Origin of the sequence: Streptomyces sp. NPDC050732 (genome assembly GCF_040654255.1) — a bacterium.
Lineage (GTDB): Bacteria > Actinomycetota > Actinomycetes > Streptomycetales > Streptomycetaceae > Streptomyces.
The window spans coordinates 89,300-112,741 of sequence record NZ_JBFAHP010000001.1 but is presented as its reverse complement, the minus strand read 5'-3'; the positions used below and the strand labels follow the sequence as shown (position 1 = coordinate 112,741).

Below are 23,442 nucleotides of genomic sequence, written 5' to 3'. Positions count from 1 at the left end.
GGTGCACCGTCAGAACAGCTTGCCCGGGTTGAGGAGCGCGTGCGGGTCGAAGGCCGCCTTGACGGCCCGCTGCATCTCCACTCCCACCGGGCCGATCTCGCGCGCCAGCCACTCCTTCTTCAGGATGCCGACGCCGTGCTCGCCGGTGATCGTGCCGCCGAGCTCCAGACCGAGGGCCATGATCTCGTCGAAGGACTCGCGGGCCCGCCGGCCCTCGTCGGCGTCCGCCGCGTCGAAGCAGACGGTGGGGTGGGTGTTGCCGTCGCCGGCGTGTGCGCAGACCCCGATGGTCAGGCCGTACTTCTCGCCGATGCGCTCGACGCCGTCGAGCATCTCCGCGAGCCGGGAGCGCGGCACGCACACGTCGTCGATCATCGTGGTGCCCTTGACGGCTTCGAGTGCGGTGAGGCTCAATCGCCGCGCCTGGAGGAGGAGTTCCGATTCGGCGGCGTCCTCGGCCGGGACGACCTGCGTGGCGCCCGCGGCCTCGCAGAGCGCGCCGACCGCGGCGAGGTCGGCCGCCGGTTCGGGGGTGTCGAAGGCGGCGAGGAGCAGCGCTTCGGTGGTCTCGGGCAGACCCATGTGGGCGAGCGCGTTGACGGCCTTCACCATCGTACGGTCCATGAGTTCGAGGAGCGAGGGGACGTGGCCGCCCGCCATGATCGCGCAGATGGCGTCGCAGGCGGCCCGTGTCGAGGGGAACTCGGCGGCCAGCACGAGCTGTCGGGGCGGTTCGGGGCGCAGGGCGAGGACGGCGCGGACGACGATGCCGAGGCTGCCCTCGGAGCCGACGAAGAGCCGCGTCAGGTCGTATCCGGCGACGCCCTTGGCGGTGCGGCGGCCGGTGCTCATGAGGCGGCCGTCGGCGAGGACGACGTCGAGCCCGAGGACGTACTCCGCGGTGACTCCGTACTTCACGCAGCACAGGCCGCCGGAGGCAGTGCCGATGTTCCCGCCGATGGTGCACATCTCCCAGCTGGAGGGGTCCGGCGGGTAGTACAGGCCGTGTTCGCCGACCGCGCGGGACAGCGTGGCGTTGACGACGCCCGGCTCGACGACGGCGATCCGGTCGACGGGGCTGATCTCCAGGATGCGGTCCATCTTGACGAGGGACAGGACGATGCAGCCCTCGCTGGCGTTGGCGGCGCCGGACAGGCCGGTGCGGGCGCCCTGCGGGACGACGGGGACGCGCAGCTCGGTGGCGGTGCGCATGACGTGCTGGACCTGCTCGACGGTGCGCGGCAGGACGACGACGGCGGGGGTGCCCGCGTCGCAGAAGCTCGCCATGTCGTGGGAGTACGAGGAGGTCACGTCCGGGTCGGTGAGGACCGCCTCGGCCGGGAGGCTCTCCTGAAGGAGGTCGATGAGGGTGCGGCTCATGATCACAGCGTCGCACCCGGGGCCATCGGTGTGAACCCGTGTGCGACGCCGTTCCGCGGGCCGGGGATGTGCTCTTCGTATGGACGGCAGTGGCGCACAGTGAGCCTCATGAAGCCTTCGGTGAAGCGTGTGCTGATCGGCTCCGTCGCGGGGAGCGTGCTGCTCGGCGGCGCGTACGTGCTGCTTCCGCCGGACGGCGGGGACCCGGCGCCGCCCGCGCTCGGCCCCGCGGGGCGGGCGACGGTGGCCGTGGGGGCGGGGATGCCCGCCGCCCTGCCGGATCTGACGGCGCTCATCGGGGAGCGCGAGGCGCATCTGCGGGCGCACCCCGGGGACGAGCAGTCCTGGGCGGTGCTCGGCTCGGCGTATGTGGCGAAGGGTGTGCGGACCGCGGACTTCGCGAACTATCCGAAGGCCGAGAGCGCGCTGCGCACGTCGCTCAGGACGCGGCCGGAGGGGAATCCGGAGGCCCTGACGGGTCTTGCCGCGCTCGCCAACGCCCGGCACGACTTCCGGGCGGCCCGGAAGTGGGGCGAGCTCGCGGTGCGGCAGGCGCCGAAGCGGTGGACGGCGTATCCCGCGCTGATCGACGCGTACAGCGGGCTCGGCGACGCGAAGGCGGTGGGCAAGGCCCTGGAGTCCCTGCAGAAGCTGGGCACGGGCGCCGCGGTCCTGACGCGGACGGGGCAGGTCTACCGCAACCGCGGCTGGCGCGAGGACGCGAACGCCGCGCTGACCGACGCGGCGGCGCTCGCGGAGGCCCCTGCGGAGAAGGCGGCGGCGCTGCACCGGGTCGGGGAGCTCGCGTGGGAGCGGGGCGAGCCGACGGAGGCGCTGCGCTATTACGACGTGGCGCTCGCCACGGAGGCCGACCACCATCCGTCGCTGGCGGGCCGGGGCCGCGCCCTCGCCGCGCTGGGCCGCACCTCGGAGGCGCTGCAGGCCTACCGGTCGGCGCTCACCAGGCATCCGCTGCCCGAGTACGCGCTGGAGCTGGGCGAGTTGTACGAGTCGTTGAGGCTGGGTCCGGCGGCGCGGGCGCAGTACGACGTGCTGCGGGCCCGGGTGCGGCAGGGGGGTGCGGCCGGCGTCAACAACCAGCGGATCCTCGGCCTCTTCGAGGCGGACCACGGTGACGCGGACGCGGCGGTGAAGCGGCTCACCGCGGAGTACAAGCGGCACGGCAGTCCGGAGACGGCGGACGCGCTGGGCTGGGCGCTGCACAGATCCGGGGAGGGCGAGGCGGGGCTGAAGCTGATCACGAAGGCGATGGACAAGGGGCCGCGCAGCGCCCTGTTCGCCTTCCACCGCGGGCAGATCGAGCGGGAGCTCGGCTGGTACGGCGCGGCGCGCCGCCACCTGCGGGAGGCGCTGCGCGTCAATCCGTACTTCTCGCCGCTCGGCGTGCCCGCGGCGAAGAGGGCCCTGAAGGCGCTGGGCGAGCCGCCGGAGGGCGGCCCCGAGCAGGTGTACGCGCCGAGCGGGGAGGTGGCCCCGCCGCTGCCCCGGCCCCGGCCCCGGCAGACGACGCCGCGCAAGCAGCCGCAGGCCCAGCCCTCACCCCGCGACTGAGTCCGGTCCCGGCACGGGACCCCACGGCGCTTCGAGCGCGGCCCGCAGGGCGTCGGCCGGGGCCGCGCCGATGCGATCGGCGAGCAGTTCCTCCAGGCGGGTGAGGACGGTGGTCGCCTCGTGGTGGGCGCGCTCACCGTGGGGGGTGCGGCGGATGAGCCGCTGCCGGGCGGACGCGGGGTCGGGGACCTGTTCCAGGAGTCCGGCTCCGACGAGGCCGTGCACCGCCTGGTGGGCGGTCTGCCGGGTGACGCCCATGCGGCGGGCCAGTTCGGAGACGGTGGTGCCCTCGTCGTCGAGGACGGCGAAGAGCTGCACCTGTGTCAGGGACACGGGCGGGGCGCCGGTGGTCTCCATGGCGGCGAGGAGGCCCTCCTCGAACCAGCGGCGGGCTTCGCCGAGGAGCTGGGGCAGGTTGCGTCGAACGGGTTTCTCGGTCATTAATGTCAGGGTACCTGACATTCGTAGCCCGTCACGAGAACCCGGGAGCCCCCGCCCATGACCATCGAGTACGCCACCCGCTACCGCCGCACCTCCCACATCCCCCCGGAGCCCGGCAAGCCCTACTTCATCGAGAAGGGCGACGGCGACCGTGCCCACCTCTTCGGGGACCTCGTCACCGTCTACGCGGGCGGCGAGCAGACCGAGAACACCTTCAACTTCTTCACCGTCGAGGGCCCCAAGGGCGACCTCATACCGGCCCACGTGCACGCCGACACCCACGAGGTCTTCTACGTCACCCAGGGCGCCGTCCGGCTCTTCGTCGAGGACACCGAGGGCATCCAGCAGGAGAAGCTGCTCACCCCCGGCGACTTCGGCTTCGTACCGAAGAACTGCACGCACGCCTACCGCATGGAGCGCCACCACAGCCAGGTCGTCGGCGTCGCCGCGGGCCCCGGCGGCACGTTCGAGCGCTTCTTCGAGAACCTCGGCGCGCCCGCGGAGGAGCACGGCCTGCCGCACCGGCCGCTGATCCCCGAACCCCACAAGTTCGGCACCGTGCCCGAGCAGTACGACGTGAACTTCCTGCCCGACCACCAGTGGCGGACCCGGTGACGGGGCCCGCGCTCCGCGAGCTGATCGGCGCGCCCCACCCGGACGTCGCTCCCCTGCCGCCCCCGGCGACGCGCGCGCCCGGCGTACGCGAACTGCGCGGCGTGCCCTACCGCCAGGACACGGGCAGCCGCCCCCTGGAACTCGACCTGTGGCTGCCCGGGACCACTCCCGAGGCGGGCCCGGCGCCGCTGGTGCTCTTCGTGCACGGCGGTGCCTGGCTCCAGGGGCGCCGCGACGACATGGGCCTGCGCACCCGGCACTGGTCGCCGGGGCCGTTCGCGCGGATCGCCGCCGAAGGGCTCGCCGTGGCCTGCGTCGACTACCGGCTCAGCGGCGAGGCCGGCTTCCCGGCCCCGCTCGACGACCTGCGGGCCGCGCTGCGCTGGCTCACCCTGCGCGGCGCGGAACTGGGCGTCGACACCGGACGGACCGTGGTGTGGGGCGAGTCGGCGGGCGGCCACCTCGCCTCGCTGCTCGCCCTGACCCACCGGGAGCCGGCCCTCGCCGGGGCCGTGATCTGGTACGGGCCGAGCGATCTGACCGCCCCGCGCGGCCCCTTCACCCCGGAGGACCCCGCCACTCCCGAGGCGCTCCTGCTCGGCGCGGCCCCGGCGACCGTCCCGGACCGGGCACGGGCGGGCAGCCCGATGTCCCAAGTCGCCCCGGGAGCACCGCCGTTCCTCCTCGTGCACGGCGACGCGGACACGATGGTGGACCACTCCCACAGCGCGTCGCTGGCCACCGCGCTGGAGCGGTCCGGGACACCGGCCGAGCTGTGGACGGTCCCGGGCGCGGACCACGGCTGGCACGGTGTGCCCGAAGCGGAGGTCGAGCGCATCTTCGCGCGCTCACTGGAGTTCGCGCGCGGCAGCGCGGGGCTCTGAGAAACGCGCTCGCCGGACAGGCCCGAGGAATCCGGGCCTGTCCGGCGAGCGGTCACGAGCCGGGCCGAGGTGATGGAGCCCGTCCGGCGACTGAGGACGAGCTGGGCGCAGCCCGCGACAAACGGCGCCTAGAGATTGCCCCGCTTCTCCTGCTCCCGCTCGATCGCCTCGAAGAGCGCCTTGAAGTTGCCCTTGCCGAAGCCCATCGAGCCGTGCCGCTCGATCATCTCGAAGAAGACGGTCGGGCGGTCCTGGACCGGCTTGGTGAAGATCTGGAGCAGGTAGCCGTCCTCGTCGCGGTCGACGAGGATCTTCAGCTCGCGCAGGGTCTCGACGGGGACGCGGGTCTCACCGGCCCACTCGCCGAGGGTGTCGTAGTACGAGTCGGGGGTGTCGAGGAACTGGACGCCCGCCGCGCGCATCGTGCGCACGGTCTCGACGATGTCGTTCGTGGCGAGCGCGATGTGCTGGACGCCGGCGCCGCCGTAGAACTCCAGGTACTCGTCGATCTGCGACTTCTTCTTGGCGATGGCGGGCTCGTTGATCGGGAACTTGACCTTGAGCGTCCCGTCGGCCACCACCTTCGACATCAGCGCGCTGTACTCGGTCGCGATGTCGTCGCCCACGAACTCCTTCATGTTCGTGAAGCCCATGACCTTGTTGTAGAAGCCGACCCACTCGTTCATCCTGCCGAGTTCCACGTTGCCGACACAGTGGTCGATCGCCTGGAAGGTGCGCTTGGCCGGCGGTTCGACGATCGGGTTCGCGGGCACGAAACCGGGCAGGTACGGGCCGTCGTAGTCGGCGCGCTCCACCAGGGTGTGGCGCGTCTTGCCGTAGGTGGCGATGGCGGCGAGCACGACCGTGCCGTTCTCGTCCTTCTCCTCGTACGGCTCCGTGATGCCGCGCGCGCCGTGCTCGACGGCGTAGGCGTACGCGGCGCGCGCGTCCGGCACCTCGATGGCGAGGTCGACGACGCCGTCGCCGTGCTCGGCCACGTGGGAGGAGAGGAAGTGACCCCAGTCCGTGGAGGCCTTGATGACGGAGGTGAAGACGAAGCGCGCACCGCCGTTGGTGAGGACGTAACTCGCGGTCTCGCGGCTGCCGTTCTCCGGTCCGGAGTAGGCGACCAGCTTCATGCCGAACGCCGTGGAGTAGTAGTGCGCGGCCTGCTTGGCGTTGCCCACGGCGAAGACGACCGCGTCCATTCCCTTGACCGGGAAGGGGTCGGCCTCGCGCGCGGTTTCGGGGCTGGTGTGGGTGGTGGTCTCAGTCATGTGCTGAGGCTCCCGCCGAACCGCAAGGTGCGCAATAGTTCGCGTTTCCAGTGGTCAATCTGCCCAGTGAGTGGCCAGGATGAGGGGGCTATCTGTACATCATGACCACCGTGGAGGTGCCATGGCGATCGATCATCTGGACGGCAGACTCATCGTGCTGCTGGCGCGGGAGCCGCGTATCGGGGTTCTTGAGGCGTCCCGCAGGCTCGGGGTGGCGCGCGGCACGGTGCAGGCGCGGATGGACCGGCTTCAGTCCAATGGAGTCATCCGGGGTTTCGGCCCCGAGGTCGACCCGGCGGCGCTCGGCTACCCCGTGACGGCCTTCGCGACGCTGGAGATCAAACAGGGCCAGGGCGCGGACGTACGGGCGCATCTGGCGACCGTCGCCGAGGTGCTTGAACTGCACACCATCACCGGCCACGGCGATATGCTCTGCCGCCTCGTGGCCCGGTCGAACGCCGATCTCCAACGTGTGATCGACCGGGTCGTGGGCTTTGATGGCATCGTCCGGGCCTCCACGGCGATCGTCATGGAAAACCCCGTTCCGCTGCGGATCCTCCCGCTGGTGGAGCAGGCGTCCGAAGACCCCTGAGTCACCGACCTGCGAGTTCCTTCGGAAAGACGAGGTGAGCACTTCAGTGAATTTCTGGGACTACCTCGGCAACCGCCACCAGCAACTGCTGACGGACGCGTATCAACACGCGAGCGCCGTCTTCCAGTGCATGGTCGTCGCCACCGTCATCGGCGTACTGATCGGCGTCCTCACGTACCGCAGCGAATGGGCGGGGAACCTCGCCACCACCGTCACGTCCACCATCCTCACCGTCCCCTCGCTCGCCATGATCGGCCTGCTGATCCCCGTCGTGGGGCTCGGTGTCGCGCCGACCGTGGTCGCACTGACCCTGTACGGGCTGCTGCCGATCGTGCGCAACGCCATCGTCGGGCTGCGCGGCGTCGACCCGTCGCTGGTCGACGCCGCCAAGGGCATCGGGATGTCCCGTGCCGCCCGGCTCTTCAGGGTGGAGCTGCCGATCGCCTGGCCGCCCATCCTCACCGGCATCCGGGTCTCCACGCAGATGCTGATGGGCATCGCGGCCATCGCCGCGTACGCGTCGGGCCCCGGGCTCGGCAACGAGATCTTCCGCGGCATCGGCTCGCTCGGCAGCAAGAACGCGCTCAACCAGGTGCTCGCGGGCACGCTCGGGATCGTCATCCTGGCGCTGCTCTTCGACGCCGCGTACGTCGTGATCGGCAGGCTGACCATTTCGAGGGGGATCCGTGCCTGAGACCACCGCCACTTCCGGGGCGACGATCGAGCTGGAGAATCTCACCAAGCGGTACGGCAACGGCGAACCCGCCGTGGACAGCGTCAACATGGAGATCAAGGCGGGCGAGACCGTCATCCTCGTGGGACCCTCGGGCTGCGGCAAGTCCACCACCCTGAAGATGATCAACCGCCTGATCGAGCCGACCGGCGGCCGCATCCGCATCGACGGCGAGGACGTCACCGACATCGACCCGGTGAAGCTGCGCCGCAAGGTCGGTTACGCGATCCAGTCCTCCGGCCTCTTCCCCCACATGACCGTCGCCCAGAACATCGCGCTGGTGCCGAAGATGGTCGGCTGGGGCAAGTCGAGGATCGCGTCCCGGGTCGAGGAGATGCTCGACCTGGTGGGTCTCGACCCGGCGGAGTTCCACCACCGCTATCCGCGCCAGCTCTCCGGCGGCCAGCAGCAACGCGTCGGCGTGGCACGGGCGTTGGCGGCGGATCCACCCGTCCTCCTGATGGACGAGCCGTTCGGCGCCGTCGACCCGATCACCCGCGACCACCTCCAGGACGAGCTGATCCGGCTCCAGCACGAGCTGCACAAGACGATCGTCTTCGTCACGCACGACTTCGACGAAGCCATCAAGCTGGGCGACCGCATCGCCGTGCTGCGGGAGCGGTCCCACATCGCGCAGTTCGACACCCCCGAAGCGATCCTCACCAATCCCGCCGACGACTTCGTTTCGGGCTTCGTGGGCGCGGGCGCGGCGCTGAAGCGCCTCAACCTGACCCGCGTACGGGACGTGGAGATCGCCGACATCCCCACGGTGACCGTCGACGACCCGCTCCAGGACATCTTCGACAGGCTGCGCGGCAGCAACACCAACGAACTGCTCCTGCTCGACAAGCACCGCCGCCCCTACAAGTGGCTGCGGCGCGGCGACCTGATGCGCGCCAAGGGTTCGCTGGCCCGCGCGGGCACCCTCGTCCACGACACGGTGACCCGCGACGCCACCCTGCGCGACGCGCTCGAAGCCGTCCTCACGGACAGCGCGGGCCGGGTCGCGGTGACCGGGCGGCGCGGCGAGTACACGGGCGTCGTCGACATGGAGACGCTGATGAACTCCGTCCACGAGATGCTGGAGGCCGACCGCCTCGAAGCCGTCGAGCACCAGCACCAGCTGGAGGAGCAGCGCGCCCGGCTGACCCAGTTCGAGCAGGAGGGCTACGGCGGGGAGGCGAAGGCATGACCGACACCTCCGGGGGCCCGACCGGCGTCTCCGACCGGGACGAAGCCGAGCCGACGGCCGGGCCGACGGCCGGGCCGACGGCCGGGCCGACGGTCCCGCCGACCCCGCTCGCCGCGCGGCAGCCGCGCAGGGTCACCTGGCAGAAGCTGACGTTCCTGCCCGCCGTGCTCGCGGCGGTCCTGCTGGCGACCTGGCTGTGGTTCCAGCAGGCCGACCTCGACTCGATCTCGAAGAACGCGCTGGCCGACGGCAACGTCTGGCTCAGGCTGCGCCAGCACATCGAGCTCACGGCGATCTCGACGTTCTTCGTCCTCATCATCGCCATCCCGCTCGGCATCCTGCTGACCCGCAAGAGGCTGCGCAAAGGCGCCCCGGTCGCGATGGCCCTGGCCAACATCGGCCAGGCGACCCCCGCGATCGGCCTCCTCGCGCTGCTGGTGATCTGGCTCGGCATCGGCGAGAAGGCCGCGCTGATCGGCATCATCATCTACGCCGTCCTGCCGGTCCTCTCCAATACGATCGCGGGCCTGAAGGCGAACGACCCGACGCTCCTGGAGGCGGCACGCGGTATCGGCATGTCACCGCTGGGCGTGCTCGGCAAGGTCGAACTCCCCTTGGCGGTCCCCCTCATCCTGGCGGGCGTCCGCACGGCACTCGTCCTCAACGTCGGCACGGCGACCCTCGCCACGTTCGGCGGTGGCGGCGGCCTCGGCGACCTGATCACGACCGGCATGACCAACCAGCGGATGCCGGTCCTCATGCTCGGCTCGATCCTGACGATCGTGCTGGCGCTCCTGGTGGACTGGCTGGCCTCGCTGGCGGAACTGGTGCTGCGCCCGCGCGGTCTGGAGGTGGACGCATGAGGACCACGGCCCGCACGACCGTCGTCGCAGTCCTGTCCGGCGCGCTGCTCGCGGGCTGCGGGCTGACGAGCGGCAGCCCGATGGTGGACGATGTCGAGCCCGGCTCGATCGGCAGGGGCCTGCCCCTGAAGGGCGCCGATCTCACCGTCACGTCCAAGGAGTTCACCGAGCAGCTGATCCTCGGCGCGATCATGGGCATCGCGTTCCAGGCGGCCGGCGCGGACGTACTGGACCGCACGGGCATCCAGGGCTCGATCGGCGCGCGCGAGGCGGTCAAGGGCGGCGACGCGGACGCCATGTACGAGTACACGGGCACGGCCTGGATCACGTACCAGGGCAACACCGAGCCGATCACCGACCCGCAGAAGCAGTGGCAGGCGGTGCACGACGCGGACCTCAAGAACGGCGTCACCTGGCTCCCCCCGGCCAAGCTCAACAACACCTACGCACTGGCGATGAACGAGCGGAACGCGGCCAAGTACAGGACGAAGACCCTCTCGGACGTGGCGAAGCTGTCGAAGTCGAACCCGAAGGCCGTATCGCTGTGCGTGGAGAGCGAGTTCGCGTCGCGGGAGGACGGCCTGCCCGGCATGCAGAAGAAGTACGGGATGCACGTCCCGTCCTCCAGCATCACCAAGATGGACACCGGGATCATCTACACCCAGGCCGCCAAGGGGACGTGCACCTACGGCGAGGTCTTCACGACGGACGGCCGCATCAAGGCGATGAACCTGACGACGATGGAGGACGACAGGCACTTCTTCCCCAACTACAACGCGGCCCCGGAGATCAACAGCAAGTCCCTGAAGGAGCACCCGGCGATGGCGGAGGTCCTGGCCCCCATCACCGCGAAGCTGAACAACACGGTCGCACGGGAGCTCAACTCCAAGGTGGACGTGGACGGTCAGGACCCGCATGAGGTGGCGAAGGACTGGCTGATCGAGGAGGGCTTCGTCAAGGAGTAGGTTCGGCCATAGTCTTCGGCCATCGTCTTCGGCACAGTTACAAAGACTCCGTTGCAAAGAAGGCATTGCAACGGAGTCTTTGCATGTCTACCTGGACGGCCCGGCGACCGCGTCCCAACTCGCCGCCCGCCTGGGCGAGTCGAGCGGCGCGAGTGGTCACAGGAGTGGGACGAGGCCGCGGACACCAGCGACTTCACCCTGGACCTGACTCCGGCGCTCGCCTCCGAGCTGGCCCACAAGATCCACGAACTCATCGAGAGCTACCGCACGGCGGCGCCGGAAGGCGCCCAAGACGTCGTGAAGGTGCGCGTCCACTCCAACGTCTTCCCGACCCGACCGAAGGCCGAAGGCACCTGAGAGGGGCCGGTCATGCACCCCGACATCCACCTGAAGCTGCATCACGAGCGTGCGCGGGAGTTACACCACGCGGCACCCGTACACCACTACGGACCCGGATTCCGTGCTCAACTGGGCTGGACGCTGGTCGAGTTGGGCCTGCGCCTGATCAGCAACTCGGAACCTTCCCACCCTTCCCGCCCTTCTCTTCCTTCTCCAGGGCGCGCAGTGCGTCGACCGTTCCCGTCAGCGTCGTGACGGGGACGAGGCGAAGGCCCTTCGGCAGCTCCGCCTGAGCGTCCGAGCACTCGTCCTTCGGCACGAGGAAGACGGTCGCGCCGTCGCGCCGCGCGGCCTGCGTCTTCAGGGCGACACCGCCGACCGGCCCGACCTTGCCGTCGGCCGTGATCGTGCCGGTGCCCGCGATCTTGCGGCCGCCCGTGAGGTCGCCGCCGCTGCCGTCGCCGTCGACCTTGTCGATGATGCCGAGCGTGAGGAACAGTCCGGCGCTCGGCCCGCCGATCTTGCCGAGGTCGGCCTTGACCTTCACCTTGTCGGTGTCGTCGACGCCGTTCGCCTTCAGATACCGCAGGGCGGCGTCGGTGGCGGCGCCCTGCGACTTCTTCATGTCGCCGAGGTTGTGCTTCTCGACTTCCTTCACGTCGTCCCCGACGGGGTAGACGGAGTCCTTGGGCATGACGGCCCGATCGCTCCGGAACCACCCATCGACGACGTCGCCCAGATAAATATCCATCTGGGGCCCGGTGGCAACGATCGTGGTCATCCGCAGCTCCCCCTCGGTCTCCCGCGTGGGCACGCCGGAGACCGTCAGGACGGGCTTCCCCTCGTGCTCCCCGAGCACGTTGGCCGTCCCCCCCGGCTGAGCCACGGCAAACGGCAACGGCGCGAGCCCCGCGACGGCGAGCAGGGCCACGACGGGCAGGGCACAGACGGCGAGGGCCTGGGGGCGCGTGAGACGAGAGAACGAGAACACGGGATCAATCTAACGTGCGGGGGAAAGTTCAAGCCCGTCCGGCGTTTGAGGACGAGCGCAGGTATATCAAGCCCGTCCGGCTTGGGGACGAGCGCAGGTATATCAAGCCCGTCCGGCGATTGAGGACGAGCTCGGCGCAGCCGGCGACAGACCGCGCCCCGTGACTCCGCTCGCCCGCGCGGCCTCAGCGCAACGCATCGGACACCTCCCGCGCCGCATCCACCACCCGCGGCCCCACCCGCTCCGGCACCGAGTCCGCCAGCATGACCACGCCCACGCTGCCCTCAAGGCCGGTCACGCCCACCAGCGGGGCAGCCGCACCGCTCGCGCCCGCCTCCAGCTCCCCGTGCGTGAGCGCGTAACCGGGATCCGTCACCAGGCCCTGCCGCGCCGCGAGGATCGCGCGCCCCGCCGCACCCCGGTCCAGCGGGTGGCGGAACCCGGTCCGGTACGCGACGTGGTAGTCCGTCCATGTGGGCTCGACCACCGCGACGGCAAGGGCCTCCGAGCCGTCGACGAGGGTGAGGTGGGCCGTCGCGCCTATGTCCTCCGCGAGGGAGCGCAGCGCGGGCAGCGCGGCCTCCCGTACCAGCGGATGCACCTGGCGGCCGAGGCGGAGCACGCCGAGGCCGACGCGGGCCCGACCGCCCAGGTCCCGTCGTACCAGCGCATGCTGTTCGAGCGTGGCGAGCAGGCGGTACACCACGGTCCGGTTCACCCCGAGCTTGTTGGACAGCTCGGTGACCGTGAGGCCATGGTCGGTGTCGGCCAGCAGCTTGAGGACGCGCAGTCCTCTGTCGAGCGTCTGGGAAGTCTCCGCGGTCACGACGCCCACTCCTTAGGTGAGGGTCGGCGGCCCCCTTACGCGGCGGTTGCGCCGCCGGTCCCGTGGGCGACGCGCGTCAGAGGCCGCCGGTCGGAACACCGGCTGCGCTCCGCGGCGGCGCTGCCACGGGGCGTGTGCGTTGCGGGGACAGTAGCGAGGCCGTCCCGCTCAGCGGAAGACTTCGTCCAGAATCCGGGCACCGGGGCGCCCCTAGCGCCCGCATCTGCCCCGTTACGCGGGGCGCCCCCGGCGAGCCGTGCGCGCGACATCCACACAAGCCCTCCGCACTCGGAACGCCCCGCTCCTTACTCGAACGTCACTTCATGACGTACTCGAACGTCACTTCATGCGGGTGGCCCACTCCTGGACCTTCTCGATCCGCTGCCGCAGCTGCCCGGCCGTGGCCTCCGCGCTGGGCGGCCCGCCGCAGGTGCGCCGGAGCTCGGTGTGGATCACGCCGTGCGGCTTCCCGCTCTGATGGACGTACGCGCCGACCATCGTGTTGAGCTGCTTCCGCAGCCCGAGCAGCTCCTTGTGCGAGACCACGGGCCGCCGCTCGGCGGGCAGTTCAAGGAGGTCGGCCTCCTCGTCGGGCTTCTTCCTGCTGTGGGCGATCTGCCGGGCCTGCCGCTTCTGGAGCAGCATCTGCACCTGATCGGGTTCGAGGAGCCCCGGGATGCCCAGATAGTCCTGCTCCTCCTCACTCCCCGGGTGCGCCTGCATGCCGAACTCGGCGCCGTCGAAGAGCACCCGGTCGAAGACGGCCTCGGACTCCAGCGCCTCGAAGGAGAACTGCTCCTGCTCCCCGGTGTCCTCGTCCTCCTGCTTGTTGGCCTCGTCCATCTCCTTCTCGGACTCGGCGTAGGGGTCTTCCTCCCCCTCCTTCTTCGGCTTGTCGAGGGCGTGGTCGCGCTCGACCTCCATCTCGTTGGCGAAGGTGAGCAGGTCGGGGACGGTGGGCAGGAAGACGGACGCGGTCTCGCCGCGCCGCCTGGACCGTACGAAACGGCCGACGGCCTGCGCGAAGAAGAGCGGCGTGGAGATCGTGGTCGCGTACACACCCACCGCGAGGCGCGGCACGTCGACGCCTTCGGACACCATGCGGACCGCGACCATCCACCGGTCGGTGCTCGCGCTGAAGTCGTCGATGCGCTGGGACGCCCCGGTGTCGTCGGAGAGGACGACGGTCGCCTTCGCGCCCGTGATCTCCCGGATCAGCTTGGCGTAGGCGCGCGCGGAGTCCTGGTCGGAGGCGATGACGAGCCCGCCCGCGTCGGGGATGGCCTTCCGCACCTCGGTGAGCCGCTTGTCGGCGGCCTTGAGGACGTTCGGCATCCACTCGCCGCGCGGGTCTAGGGCGGTCCGCCAGGCCTGGCTGACGGCGTCCTTGGTCATCGGCTCGCCGAGCCGCGCCGCGATCTCGTCGCCCGCCTTCGTGCGCCACCGCATGTTGCCGGAGTACGAGAGGAAGATGACGGGCCGCACGACGCCGTCGCCGAGCGCGCTGCCGTAGCCGTAGGTGTAGTCGGCGGCGGAGCGCCGGATGCCGTCGTTCCCCTCCTCGTACGTGACGAAGGGGATCGGGTTCGTGTCGGACCGGAACGGCGTACCGGTGAGCGCGAGGCGCCGCGTGGCCGGCTCGAAGGCTTCCAGGCACGCCTCGCCCCAGGACTTCGAGTCACCGGCGTGGTGAATCTCATCGAGGATCACGAGGGTCTTGCGCTGCTCGGAGCGGTTGCGGTGCAGCATCGGCCGCACGCCGACGCCCGCGTACGTCACGGCGACGCCGTGGTACTCCTTGCTGAGCGGTCCGGCGCTGTACTCGGGGTCCAGTTTGATGCCGATGCGGGCGGCGGCCTCCGCCCACTGCTTCTTCAGGTGCTCGGTGGGCGCGACCACGGTGACCTGCTGCACGACATGGTGGTGCAGCAGCCAGGACGCGAGCGTGAGCGCGAAGGTCGTCTTGCCGGCGCCGGGGGTGGCGACGGCCAGGAAGTCTCGCGGCTGCTCCTGGATGTACTTCTCCATCGCCCCCTGCTGCCAGGCGCGCAGCTTGTTGGCGGTGCCCCAGGGGGCACGGCCGGGGAAGGCGGGAGAGAGGTGGTGGGAGGAGTTGGCGGCGGCGCTGGTGGTAGTCACGGTCTCCGGGTTCGCAAGGTCGGCGGCACGTATGACAACCGGGCCACCTTACCGGTGATGCGGTGCCGTTCCACTGGGGGCGAGGCGGTGCCGGGGGTGGGTGGGACGGGTCTCACACGGGGCCGCGGGGCGCGGGGGTGCCGGTACGCGCGTCCCCCGGCACGTCCGCGTGCGGGCCCCCGTGTCGTGCCCCACCGGGCTCCCGTGGCGTACCCCGCACGTCTGCCCGCAGGGCCGAGACGGCGCTCGCCCAGTCGTCCGCCCGGGGGCCGAGACGGCGCTCGCTCAGCCGTCCACCCGCAGGACTGAGGCCGCCCCAGCCGCCCGCCCAGCCGCCCGCCCGCAGGGACGAGGCGGTGCCCGCCCAGCCGTCCGCACGCAGGACCGAGGCGGCACCCGCCCAGCTGTCCGCACGCAGGACCGAGGCCGCCCCAGCCGTCCGCCCGCAGGGACGAGGCGGTGCCCACCTAGCCGCCCGCACGCAGGACCGAGACGGCACCCGCCCAGCCGCCCGCCCGCAGGGACGGGGCGGTGCCCCTGGCTAGCCGTCCGTCCGTACGTCCGATGTCGCCTCCGGGCCGGTGTCCGACAGGACGTCCATGCGTACGTCCGTCACCACGTCGGTGACCACGACCCCCGTCCCGTCCGCCGCCGGAACCGCCCCCGCACTCCCTTCCGGCACCTTCGGGCCCTGCAGCCGCGTCGCCACCCAGGCGCCGACCAGGGCGACCGCCGCCATCGGCAGGAAGACGGCGACGAAGGCCGCCGGATGGGACCCGTCGGCCCCGGCCGCCGCCCCGTGCGCCTCACCCACCGCGCCCCCGCCGAGCGCGGCGAACGCGGCACCGCCCGCGGCGAGGAGGATGACGTTCGAGAGGCCGTCGGATATCTGCAGCGCGGCCGAGTTGGACCCGGCGTCCGCCGGTGGCGAGAGCCGCAGCAGCAGCACACTGGTCGAGGCGATGACCGTCCCCATGCCGAAGCACCCGAAGGCCCACGCGACGGCGACGACCCACACGGGCACGGACTCGATGAGGACGGTCGGCGCCGCCAGGATCGCGGCCGCGACGATGACCATGCCGCCTGCGGCGAGCCGCGTGCGGTGGGGCTCCATGCGGGGCCGCGACTGGACGTACGACCCGAGCGCCCAGGTCGCCCCGCCCACGGCGAGCGAGAGCCCCGCCATGGTCGGACTCAGCCCGCGCTGGGTGACGAGCATCAGCGGCACGAACGACTCGGCCGCGATGAACGACCCCGCCGCGACGCCGCGCAACAGCACGACGGACGGCAGCCCCCGGGCCGCCCGGTACGTCCCCTTGGGCAGCAACCCCAGCACCGCCGGCACGAGGACCGCCACGCCGAGCACGGCGGGCACGAGCGACAGCCACCGCAGGTCCTGCCCCGCGTACTGGAGGAGCCCCGCCCCCAGCGAGATCCCGAGCGCCAGCCGGATACGACGCCGGTCGAACGCGGCGACCGGCGCGTCCGGGTCGACCGGCCCCGACGCCGTCCTCCGTATCGCGGGCAGCGCGAGGGCGAGCGGCGCGACGACGAGGACGGGGATCCCGACGAACACCCACCGCCACCCGAGGTGCTCCGTGACCGTCCCCGCGACCAGCGGCCCCACCACGGACGGCACGACCCAGCTCGCCGCGAACGCTGCCATGATCGACGCCCGCAGGTGCTCCGGGTAGGCCCGGCTCACGACCACGTACAACGCGACGATGACCAGTCCGCCGCCGAGCCCCTGCACGGCCCGCCCCGCGATGAACAACCACATGCCCCCGGCGGTCCCACTCAGCAACAGCCCCGCAGCGAACAGCGCGATGCCGGTGGCGAGCGGGCCCAGCGGTCCTCGCCGGTCCGCCCACTGACCGCTCAGCACCATGCCGAAGAGGCTCGTCGTGAAGTACCCGGAGAAGGCGAAGGCGTACAGCTCCACCCCGTCGAGCTCGCGGGCGGCGATCGGCATCGCCGTCCCGACGGCGGTCGCCTCGAAGGCGATCAGCAGCACGACGGAGACGATGCCGATGCTCAGCGCGCGGTAGGGCGCGCGCAGCACTCCACCTGTGTCGGGGGCGATGTTGGTCATGCCCGTCAGCGTAAGAGGCGTGGCGCTGTTATGCCCCTGTCCCTGGGTGGGAAGTTACTGGGCCCTTGGTCGTACGTCTCTCAGTCGCGCGAGGCGTACGTGAGGAAGTCGGACCAGGCAGTGGGGGTGAGGTCGAGGTGGGGGCCGTCGGTGACCTTTGAGTCGCGGATGTGGATGGTGCGGGAGGTGAGGGCGACCTCCACGCATGAATCACCCTCGTTGCCACTGCTGTAGCTGCTCTTGAACCACTCCAGGGCGGAGGCGTCCCCGACAGAGGCCTTGCCGATCATGTTTCTCCCAGCATTCGCTCGATAAGGGCCCGCGTCGCTCTTGGCGTGAGAGCCTGGGCCCGGATGATGCCATACCGCAGTTCAAGGATGCGGAGCTGCTTGGGGTCAGTGACCGGGCGACCATTGAACGCTCCTTCGGAGCGACCAACCGCCGTTCCGTCCCCGAACTTCAGCATCTCGATATCACCGTCCAGCCCTGGATGGGCCTCGCAGTCGAGGGGCATCACCTGCAGCGTGACGTGCGGCAACTGCTCGACCACCAGCAGGTGTTCGAGTTGTCGGCGCCACACCATTGTGCCTCCGATAGGACGTAGCAGCGCAGCCTCTTCCTGTACGAAGCTGAGGCTGGGGCCGGGCTCCCGTTCGAAGATGGACCGGCGAGCCATCCGCGCGGCGACGTACCGCTCAACCGCATCCTGCGTGTACGCGGGTTGTCGAGCCCTGAACACGACCCGCGAATGCTCTTCGATCTGCAGAAGACCATGCATGCCGTGGCTGGCGTACACCGCGACCTCGACCGCTCGCTCCTCCAACTTCGCCAGCTCCCGAACCTTCCTCGGGTACCGGGCCTCCCGCATCTCCCTCTTCATCGCGGAAACGAGCCCATTCGCCCCCGTGACCTCGTCCACCTTGTCCAGGTACTCGGGACGAGGAATGCGTGCCCCGCGCTCGACCTTGCGGACAAGGTCCTCCCCGTACCCGATGGCCGCCGCGAACTCGGCCACCCGCATCCCCGCCGCCTCTCTCCGCAATTTCAGTTGATGGCCGACCATCTCCACGACCGCACTGATCTCGTCCTCGGGGTCGACGTCCCAGCCGGGTTCGTCCACACCGTCGTTGCGTTCTTCCACCGCGCCCACCTCCCACGTACCGTCCAAGCCCAACGCGCACACGTACCCGGGCGTCACCCGGGACAGCCGGGACAAGCCGGGACAACAGCGGGACAGACTCCGTACGCACAGCGCGCACCGCTATCCACGTCATGCACGCCCCGCCACGCTGAGTGACGTGAACCAAGAAACCACCCGGGCTCAAACCCCCACACCCGTACACCAGTTCACGATCCTGCTCTCCGCGACGCGCAGAGGCGCCCGACTGGCCAGGCTCCTGACGAGGGAGCAACTGCACAGTTGGGAGCGGCCGTCCGAGGACGCGGAGCAGATCGTTGCCGAGCTGGCGAACAACGCCGTGCTGCACGGCCACGTGCCCGGCAGGAGCTTCCGGCTGGGGCTGACGATCATCGCGCCGGACACACTCCGTATCGAGGTGACGGACGCGCGGGCGGACCGCAGCCCGCCGCTGCACCCGCGACGCCCCTCGTCCGAGGAGGAGTCGGGGAGGGGCCTGCTCCTGGTCGAGACACTGGCGGACCGCTGGGGCACGGACCTGGGGACGCCCGCGTTCGGCCCGTGCAAGACGATCTGGGCGGAACTGGCCCCGCCGCCGCGACCGTAGAACTCAGCCCATGCTGAGGGCACCGTCCAGGGACTCACGGATGATGTCGGCGTGACCCGCGTGCTGGGCGGTCTCGCCGATGATGTGCAGCAGGGTCCGGCGGGCCGACCACCGCCCGCCGGCCTCGAACCACGGGGCTTCGGGGAGCGGATGGGACACGTCGAGGTCGGGCAGCGAGCGCACCAACGCGTCGGTGGTGCGGGCGACTTCGGCGTACCGGTCCAGTACGCCCGCGAGCGTCTCACCGGGCAGCATCCGGAACTCGTCCGCCCGCTGGGCCCAGTCGTCCTCGCTCATGTCGGTCACGTCACCCAGGGCCGGAAGACCCTCCTGGATGAAGGCGGCCCACACGCGCTCGACCGAGGTGACATGTTTCATGATGCCGCCCAGACACAGCTCGCTGACGGTGGTGCGCCGCCCGGCCTGCTCGTCGGTGAGGTCGCGGACGGTGTGGCGCAGCATGGTCCGGTGCTGGGCCAGGTTGTCGAGCAGATCGGCGCGCTCGCCGCCGACAGTCGACTCGGCGAGGGTCGTGCTCTCGGGGTGGGGCATGGTGGTGACCGCCTTCCGTTGGTACGGCTCCGTCGAACAAGTGCGACGCTAGAGGGCAAGTAGGCCAGCTCTTGACCTATTGCGTAGGTCCCCTCTGCGACTTCGGTGGGCCGGTGCCTTTGACGGTTACCGGGGCCGCCCGGTTTTTTGCGGAGTGTGGCGCCTCCGGGCCGCCAGTAAAGGGCGCTCCTGCGTCGCGTCGGCTGCGCCGATTCCGCTCCGCTCCACCCTTGACTGCCGTCCCTCCACCGCACGTTAACTGTGACCCGGACGGCCAGGGGTGGGGGCTGCGGGGCCGCTGGGATGGGTCATCGGCTTTCGCTGCCGGGTGCGGACCGGTCCAACGTGGGCGCAGGTCACGGTCGCCGCTCGGCTGCCCGCGCGGCCTCGCTGGCCGGGTCATCGGCTCTCGCTGCCGGGTGCGGACCGGCCCATCGTGTGTCGCTGTCACGGTCGAGGCTCGGTCAGGCCCGGCCACGCCGCTCGGGTCATCGGCTCTCGCTGCCGGGTGCGGGCCGGATCAACGTGGCATGCCCGGCACGGTCAAAGTGCCGCAGGACCTGCGGGCCACCGGGGCCGGGCACCTACTTTCAGAAAGTTGTGAATGCAGGGGCCGCGCGCCCCCCTGCCACACCCCGCGCGCCCTCACACCCGGCCATCTCTTGAGGGTTCCTGCCTCCACGATCCCGCCTGCCGGGGGCGCATTCAGTGTGGGCGGGGGGCGTGCGGCGAACTCATTCGCAACGTCGCGAAAGTAGGTGCCCGGGTGGGGTGGTCTCTGCCCCCGGCCAGGCGGCGCATTGGCTGCGAAGAGGGGGCGCGCGGCTACCTCATTCACCACTTCGCGAAAGTAGGTGCCCGGGCGGCGGCCTCACCCTCCCGGTCGGGCGGCGCATTGGTCGTGAAGAGGGGGCGCACGGCCTGTCCATTCGCAACTTGTTGGAAGTAGGTGCCCGGTGGCGGGTGCCCTCGGTCTGCCCGGCACTTCGATGGTGAGGTCTGTCCACGATGGTCCGGTCCGCACCCGGCGATGAAGGGGGATGGCCCGGTCAGCCGGGCCGCGTGGGTGGCCGAGCTGTGAACGTGACGTCGGCCCACGATGAGCCGGTCCTGACAGAGCTGTGACCGTGGCGTGCGCCCACGATGGACCGGACCGCACCCGGCGACGAGAGCCGATGACCCGGCCAGCGAGGCCGCGCGGGCGGCCGAGCCTCGACCGTGACAGCGACACACGTTGGACCGGTCCGCACCCGGCAGCGAAAGAGATGACCCAGCTATGCGATCCCGTCGGCCCCACCCCTGGCCGTCCGGGTCATAGTCAACGTGCGGTGCAGGGACGGCAGTCAAGGGTGGAGCGGAGCGGAATCGGCGGAGCCGACGCGACGCAGGAGCGCCCTTTACTGCCGGCCCGGAGGCGCCACACTCCGCAAAAAACCGGGCGGCCCCGGTCACCGTCAAAGGCGCCGGCCCACCGAAGTCACGCCGGATGCCCCTCCGGCCAGTAGTGCTCCGTAAAGAGGCGGGACACCAGCTCCCCCCTGCTGGAGACGCCCACCTTGGCGAAGAGGATTTTGATGTGGTCGCGCACCGTGTGCGGCGTGATGAACAGCGTCGAGGCAACCTCCGCGGTCGTCATCCCGCGCGCGACAAGCTGCGTGATCTCCAGCTCACGCGGCGTCAGCCCGTACGACTCCGCGATCAGGACCGCCAGATCGGCGGGGGCCGGCGGCTCGATGACGAGAGCCACCGGTCCGGGCCGCCCGCCGGGCCCCGTGAGGCACGACGCGTGGCAGACCAGCCAGCGCCCCTCCGTGGTGCGGATACGCACGCGCGCGTCGCCGTGGTCGCGTCCCTCGGCGACCGCCCGCGCCTGGAGGGCCGTGCCGATCACCCAGATCGGCAGCCGCACACCCAGAGAGGAGGGGAAGGAGGGGCCCGCAGGGAGCGACGCGAGGTGCTGCCGCGCCTCCTCGTTGATCGATATCGCCTCGCCGGTCCCGTCGAAGTCGAAGAGGATCAGGCCGGGCGCGGGCGCGGGCGCGTCGGCCCGGCGTACGGGAGCGGGCGGCCGGGCGAACCCTCGTAGCAGCGTCGCCAGCGGGCGGGACTGGTCGGCGACCAGCGCGATCTCGTCAGGGCGGAACGGCTCCTCATGACGGAACAGGCTGATCAGGCCCCACGGCCGGTCGCCGATCCGCAGCACGGCCCGGAGTTCGTCGTGCACACCCCACCCGCGCAGCAGGCGCCGGTAGCGGCTGCTGCGGGCGGGCAGGTCGCCGGTGGCGTCGCGCAGTCCGGCCGCGGGTACGGCCGCCCGGGCCAGCTCGCGATACGGCAGGACGGTCTCCTCCAGAAGCTCGTTCTCCCAGTACGCGGCACAGCCCTCGCCCCAGCCGAGGTCCTCCACCAGCATCGGCGCCGTGATCAGCCCCGTCTCCGGGTCCGTGGCCCGCCACACGGCCGAGTCGAACGGCACGAGGCGGCGCAGGCGGGCCGACGTCCGCTCGAACAACTCGACGGCACTCGCGGCGCGTTCGGCCCCCGCGAGCACCCCCCGGCGTGGATCGTTCATGCGCACCCCTCTCCTCCCCCTGCCTGCCCCGCTCAGCTTGCAGGGTCCCGTGCGCGGCACCAACCCCTCAGATGAGGGGGTCGGCCCCGCCCGATCACCCACAGGCGGGGGATGGGGTTCTCCGGCGCGTCCGACGAGAGTCGACGGCGATCCCATCCGGACACCTCGGAGGTTGAACATGGACATCGCCATCGTCGGAGGAGGCGCAGCGGCCGTCGGTCTGCTGGACGCCCTGGCCACCGCCCCCGACCCCGTCAGCCCCGACGGCCCCGGCACCATCACCGTCTTTGAGCCGTCGACGAACCTGTGGCGGGGCCGCCCGTACGGGCCGGACCTGGACTCGGTGCTGGTGAACGCGCCGCCCGCCATCATGTCCGTCCGCCACCACGACATGGACCACTACGCGTCCTGGCTCGGCGAACGGGCCACCGACCACATGGACGAACTCCTCGACCGGCCCCTCGTCCCCCGCGCCCTCTACGGCGAGTACCTGACTCACACCGCCGAGAAGGCGGTGGCCGCGCTGGCCGAACGGGGGTGGTCCGTCCACGTGGTGCCTGCCCGCGTGATCGGGGCGGCCCTCGTGACGGGAGCCGACCGCACCGGCGCCCACCTGGTCCTGCGTACCGACGACGGCCAAGCCCACGTCGCGACGCGGGTGGCGCTGTGCGTCGGCGCGGGCAGCCCCCCGGACCTGTACGGCCTGGCGGGCACCCCGGGCTTCGTCGCCGACCCCTACCCGCTGGCCGGCACGCTCGACCGCATCCCGGCCGGAAGCGAGGTGGCCGTCATCGGCAGCGGCCTGACCGCCGTGGACGTCGTCGTGTCCCTCGCGGCGCGCGGCCACCGGGGCCCGATCACGCTGCTCTCCCGAACCGGCGTGCTGCCGTACGTCTGGCAGCGCCCCGTCGACCGCCGCCCGCTCCACCTGACCGCCGAACGCGTGGCAGCCCTGCACGCCGCAAACGGAACCGTCACCCTCGACGACCTCGTAGAGCTGCTGCGCCGGGAACTGGCTGACAGCGGCGAGGACTTCGACGCACTCGCGGCCGAGCTCCTGGGGACCGTGACCGCCGACCCGGCCCGGCGGCTCCGGCAACAGCTCGCCGCCGTCGACGACCCCCGGATCGGCCGTCGCATGCTCCAGGAGGCGGCGCACACCGTCGGCCCGTGCGCGTGGCGGCTGCTGCCCGAGCCCGACCGCGCGCGCCTGCGGCGCCACCTCCGCACGGTCACCGCCCTGGCCTCGCCCATGGTGCCGGTGAACGCATCCGTCCTGATGCGGCTGCTGGACTCCGGTCAGCTCACCGTCGCTTCCGGCGTCCAACGGATCGAGCGGGTCGACGGACGGTACATCATCAACGCCGTGAACCCGCCCCCACAAGCGATCCCCGCCACCGCCCGGCACCTGGTCGACTCCCTGGTCGCCACCGGCCTGGCCACGCCCCACCCCGCCGGCGGACTGGTCCCCGCCGACCCGCGCGTGCATGTGGTCGGCGACCTGGCCGGTGGTGGCCCGTTCATCACGTCGGGCATCCCCGGCATCGCGGCCCAGTCGTCCCGCACGGCACACGCCCTCTGCGCCCGCCCTTCATGAACGCCGCATGGCAGTCCCGTTGCACCACCCCGTGATCCCTTGAGGGCCCAGGGCACCCCGGCTAAGTTCAAGGAG

At 71.2% G+C, this 23,442-nt stretch carries 22 protein-coding genes; 11 read left to right on the top strand and 11 right to left on the bottom strand.

Annotated elements, in window-relative coordinates; genetic code table 11:
- Positions 1-9 precede the first annotated feature (9 nt).
- On the bottom strand, positions 10-1,380 hold the full coding sequence (locus AB0H82_RS00435; RefSeq protein ID WP_362987181.1) for an FAD-linked oxidase C-terminal domain-containing protein: 1,371 nt from the start codon (positions 1,378-1,380) through the stop codon (positions 10-12).
- A 108-nt stretch (positions 1,381-1,488) separates the two neighbouring features.
- Here AB0H82_RS00435 and AB0H82_RS00430 point away from each other — a divergent pair, with 108 nt between their 5' ends.
- Positions 1,489-2,952: a tetratricopeptide repeat protein gene (locus AB0H82_RS00430; RefSeq protein ID WP_362987179.1), complete on the top strand. Its 1,464-nt coding sequence runs from the start codon at positions 1,489-1,491 to the stop codon at positions 2,950-2,952.
- Here AB0H82_RS00430 and AB0H82_RS00425 read toward each other — a convergent pair.
- Positions 2,938-3,393, bottom strand: a complete 456-nt coding sequence (locus tag AB0H82_RS00425) for a MarR family winged helix-turn-helix transcriptional regulator (RefSeq protein ID WP_362987177.1) — start codon at positions 3,391-3,393, stop codon at positions 2,938-2,940. The genes AB0H82_RS00430 and AB0H82_RS00425 overlap by 15 nt on opposite strands.
- A gap of 57 nt (positions 3,394-3,450) precedes the next feature.
- Here AB0H82_RS00425 and AB0H82_RS00420 point away from each other — a divergent pair, with 57 nt between their 5' ends.
- Together AB0H82_RS00420 and AB0H82_RS00415 are read left to right on the top strand one after the other, a co-directional pair.
- Positions 3,451-4,008 carry a quercetin 2,3-dioxygenase gene (locus AB0H82_RS00420; protein WP_362987175.1) on the top strand — a complete coding sequence of 186 codons (558 nt, stop codon included), beginning with the start codon at positions 3,451-3,453 and terminating at the stop codon, positions 4,006-4,008.
- A complete protein-coding gene (locus AB0H82_RS00415; RefSeq protein WP_362987173.1) occupies positions 4,005-4,892 on the top strand; it encodes an alpha/beta hydrolase in 888 nt (295 codons plus the stop codon). The genes AB0H82_RS00420 and AB0H82_RS00415 overlap by 4 nt, the downstream gene beginning before the upstream one ends.
- Positions 4,893-5,020: 128 nt before the next feature.
- Here AB0H82_RS00415 and hppD read toward each other — a convergent pair whose 3' ends face one another.
- Positions 5,021-6,169 (bottom strand): 4-hydroxyphenylpyruvate dioxygenase, encoded by a 1,149-nt coding sequence (gene hppD / locus AB0H82_RS00410; RefSeq protein ID WP_362987171.1) that lies wholly within the window; start codon positions 6,167-6,169, stop codon positions 5,021-5,023.
- A 121-nt stretch (positions 6,170-6,290) separates the two neighbouring features.
- On the opposite strand from hppD, the gene AB0H82_RS00405 reads away from it, so the two are divergent.
- From AB0H82_RS00405 to AB0H82_RS00380, 6 genes are read left to right on the top strand one after another with little or no spacing between them, the layout of a single operon-like run.
- Positions 6,291-6,761 carry an Lrp/AsnC family transcriptional regulator gene (locus tag AB0H82_RS00405; protein WP_362987169.1) on the top strand — a complete coding sequence of 157 codons (471 nt, stop codon included), beginning with the start codon at positions 6,291-6,293 and terminating at the stop codon, positions 6,759-6,761.
- Positions 6,762-6,807: 46 nt separating this feature from the next.
- Positions 6,808-7,455 (top strand): ABC transporter permease, encoded by a 648-nt coding sequence (locus AB0H82_RS00400; RefSeq protein ID WP_362987693.1) that lies wholly within the window; start codon positions 6,808-6,810, stop codon positions 7,453-7,455.
- Positions 7,448-8,686, top strand: coding sequence for a betaine/proline/choline family ABC transporter ATP-binding protein (locus tag AB0H82_RS00395; RefSeq protein WP_362987168.1), 1,239 nt, complete (start codon positions 7,448-7,450; stop codon positions 8,684-8,686). Before AB0H82_RS00400 ends, AB0H82_RS00395 begins: the two co-directional genes overlap by 8 nt.
- Complete coding sequence (locus AB0H82_RS00390) at positions 8,683-9,549, top strand: ABC transporter permease subunit (RefSeq protein ID WP_362987167.1); 867 nt, start codon at positions 8,683-8,685, stop codon at positions 9,547-9,549. The genes AB0H82_RS00395 and AB0H82_RS00390 overlap by 4 nt, the downstream gene beginning before the upstream one ends.
- Complete coding sequence (locus AB0H82_RS00385; protein WP_362987165.1) at positions 9,546-10,514, top strand: glycine betaine ABC transporter substrate-binding protein; 969 nt, start codon at positions 9,546-9,548, stop codon at positions 10,512-10,514. Before AB0H82_RS00390 ends, AB0H82_RS00385 begins: the two co-directional genes overlap by 4 nt.
- A gap of 51 nt (positions 10,515-10,565) precedes the next feature.
- The gene (locus AB0H82_RS00380) at positions 10,566-10,871 is read left to right on the top strand and encodes a hypothetical protein (RefSeq protein WP_362987163.1); all 306 of its coding nucleotides are present in this window, start codon (positions 10,566-10,568) and stop codon (positions 10,869-10,871) included.
- A gap of 148 nt (positions 10,872-11,019) precedes the next feature.
- Here the strand turns inward: AB0H82_RS00380 and AB0H82_RS00375 are convergent, their stop codons facing one another.
- The 6 genes from AB0H82_RS00375 to AB0H82_RS00350 form a co-directional block, all read right to left on the bottom strand.
- Positions 11,020-11,844 (bottom strand): S16 family serine protease, encoded by an 825-nt coding sequence (locus tag AB0H82_RS00375; protein ID WP_362987161.1) that lies wholly within the window; start codon positions 11,842-11,844, stop codon positions 11,020-11,022.
- Between the two features lie 184 nt (positions 11,845-12,028).
- Positions 12,029-12,670 carry a helix-turn-helix domain-containing protein gene (locus AB0H82_RS00370; RefSeq protein WP_362987159.1) on the bottom strand — a complete coding sequence of 214 codons (642 nt, stop codon included), beginning with the start codon at positions 12,668-12,670 and terminating at the stop codon, positions 12,029-12,031.
- Between the two features lie 339 nt (positions 12,671-13,009).
- Positions 13,010-14,809 (bottom strand): DEAD/DEAH box helicase, encoded by a 1,800-nt coding sequence (locus AB0H82_RS00365; RefSeq protein WP_362987157.1) that lies wholly within the window; start codon positions 14,807-14,809, stop codon positions 13,010-13,012.
- Between the two features lie 541 nt (positions 14,810-15,350).
- Positions 15,351-16,901 (bottom strand): MFS transporter, encoded by a 1,551-nt coding sequence (locus AB0H82_RS00360; protein WP_362987155.1) that lies wholly within the window; start codon positions 16,899-16,901, stop codon positions 15,351-15,353.
- An 80-nt stretch (positions 16,902-16,981) separates the two neighbouring features.
- The gene (locus tag AB0H82_RS00355) at positions 16,982-17,191 is read right to left on the bottom strand and encodes a DUF397 domain-containing protein (RefSeq protein ID WP_362987153.1); all 210 of its coding nucleotides are present in this window, start codon (positions 17,189-17,191) and stop codon (positions 16,982-16,984) included.
- Positions 17,188-18,042, bottom strand: a complete 855-nt coding sequence (locus AB0H82_RS00350; RefSeq protein ID WP_362987151.1) for a helix-turn-helix transcriptional regulator — start codon at positions 18,040-18,042, stop codon at positions 17,188-17,190. The genes AB0H82_RS00355 and AB0H82_RS00350 overlap by 4 nt, the downstream gene beginning before the upstream one ends.
- Before the next feature lie 157 nt (positions 18,043-18,199).
- Here AB0H82_RS00350 and AB0H82_RS00345 point away from each other — a divergent pair, with 157 nt between their 5' ends.
- Positions 18,200-18,646: an ATP-binding protein gene (locus AB0H82_RS00345; RefSeq protein WP_362987149.1), complete on the top strand. Its 447-nt coding sequence runs from the start codon at positions 18,200-18,202 to the stop codon at positions 18,644-18,646.
- Between the two features lie 3 nt (positions 18,647-18,649).
- On the opposite strand, the gene AB0H82_RS00340 is transcribed toward AB0H82_RS00345, so the two are convergent.
- Entirely contained in the window at positions 18,650-19,198 is a 549-nt protein-coding gene (locus AB0H82_RS00340; protein ID WP_362987147.1) for a DinB family protein, read from the bottom strand.
- A 1,477-nt stretch (positions 19,199-20,675) separates the two neighbouring features.
- Positions 20,676-21,770: a helix-turn-helix transcriptional regulator gene (locus tag AB0H82_RS00335; RefSeq protein ID WP_362987145.1), complete on the bottom strand. Its 1,095-nt coding sequence runs from the start codon at positions 21,768-21,770 to the stop codon at positions 20,676-20,678.
- Between the two features lie 178 nt (positions 21,771-21,948).
- Between AB0H82_RS00335 and AB0H82_RS00330 the strand changes: the two genes are divergently transcribed.
- Positions 21,949-23,367 carry an FAD/NAD(P)-binding protein gene (locus AB0H82_RS00330; RefSeq protein ID WP_362987143.1) on the top strand — a complete coding sequence of 473 codons (1,419 nt, stop codon included), beginning with the start codon at positions 21,949-21,951 and terminating at the stop codon, positions 23,365-23,367.
- Positions 23,368-23,442 lie beyond the last annotated feature (75 nt).

Bases quoted from the DNA above. Each gene is read 5' to 3' on its own strand.
- AB0H82_RS00435 (WP_362987181.1), bottom strand. From the start codon at position 1,380: ATGAGCCGCACCCTCATCGACCTCCTTCAGGAGAGCCTCCCGGCCGAG.
- AB0H82_RS00430 (WP_362987179.1), top strand. From the start codon at position 1,489: ATGAAGCCTTCGGTGAAGCGTGTGCTGATCGGCTCCGTCGCGGGGAGC.
- AB0H82_RS00425 (WP_362987177.1), bottom strand. From the start codon at position 3,393: ATGACCGAGAAACCCGTTCGACGCAACCTGCCCCAGCTCCTCGGCGAA.
- AB0H82_RS00420 (WP_362987175.1), top strand. From the start codon at position 3,451: ATGACCATCGAGTACGCCACCCGCTACCGCCGCACCTCCCACATCCCC.
- hppD (WP_362987171.1), bottom strand. From the start codon at position 6,169: ATGACTGAGACCACCACCCACACCAGCCCCGAAACCGCGCGCGAGGCC.
- AB0H82_RS00405 (WP_362987169.1), top strand. From the start codon at position 6,291: ATGGCGATCGATCATCTGGACGGCAGACTCATCGTGCTGCTGGCGCGG.
- AB0H82_RS00390 (WP_362987167.1), top strand. From the start codon at position 8,683: ATGACCGACACCTCCGGGGGCCCGACCGGCGTCTCCGACCGGGACGAA.
- AB0H82_RS00385 (WP_362987165.1), top strand. From the start codon at position 9,546: ATGAGGACCACGGCCCGCACGACCGTCGTCGCAGTCCTGTCCGGCGCG.
- AB0H82_RS00360 (WP_362987155.1), bottom strand. From the start codon at position 16,901: ATGACCAACATCGCCCCCGACACAGGTGGAGTGCTGCGCGCGCCCTAC.
- AB0H82_RS00355 (WP_362987153.1), bottom strand. From the start codon at position 17,191: ATGATCGGCAAGGCCTCTGTCGGGGACGCCTCCGCCCTGGAGTGGTTC.
- AB0H82_RS00340 (WP_362987147.1), bottom strand. From the start codon at position 19,198: ATGCCCCACCCCGAGAGCACGACCCTCGCCGAGTCGACTGTCGGCGGC.
- AB0H82_RS00335 (WP_362987145.1), bottom strand. From the start codon at position 21,770: ATGAACGATCCACGCCGGGGGGTGCTCGCGGGGGCCGAACGCGCCGCG.
- AB0H82_RS00330 (WP_362987143.1), top strand. From the start codon at position 21,949: ATGGACATCGCCATCGTCGGAGGAGGCGCAGCGGCCGTCGGTCTGCTG.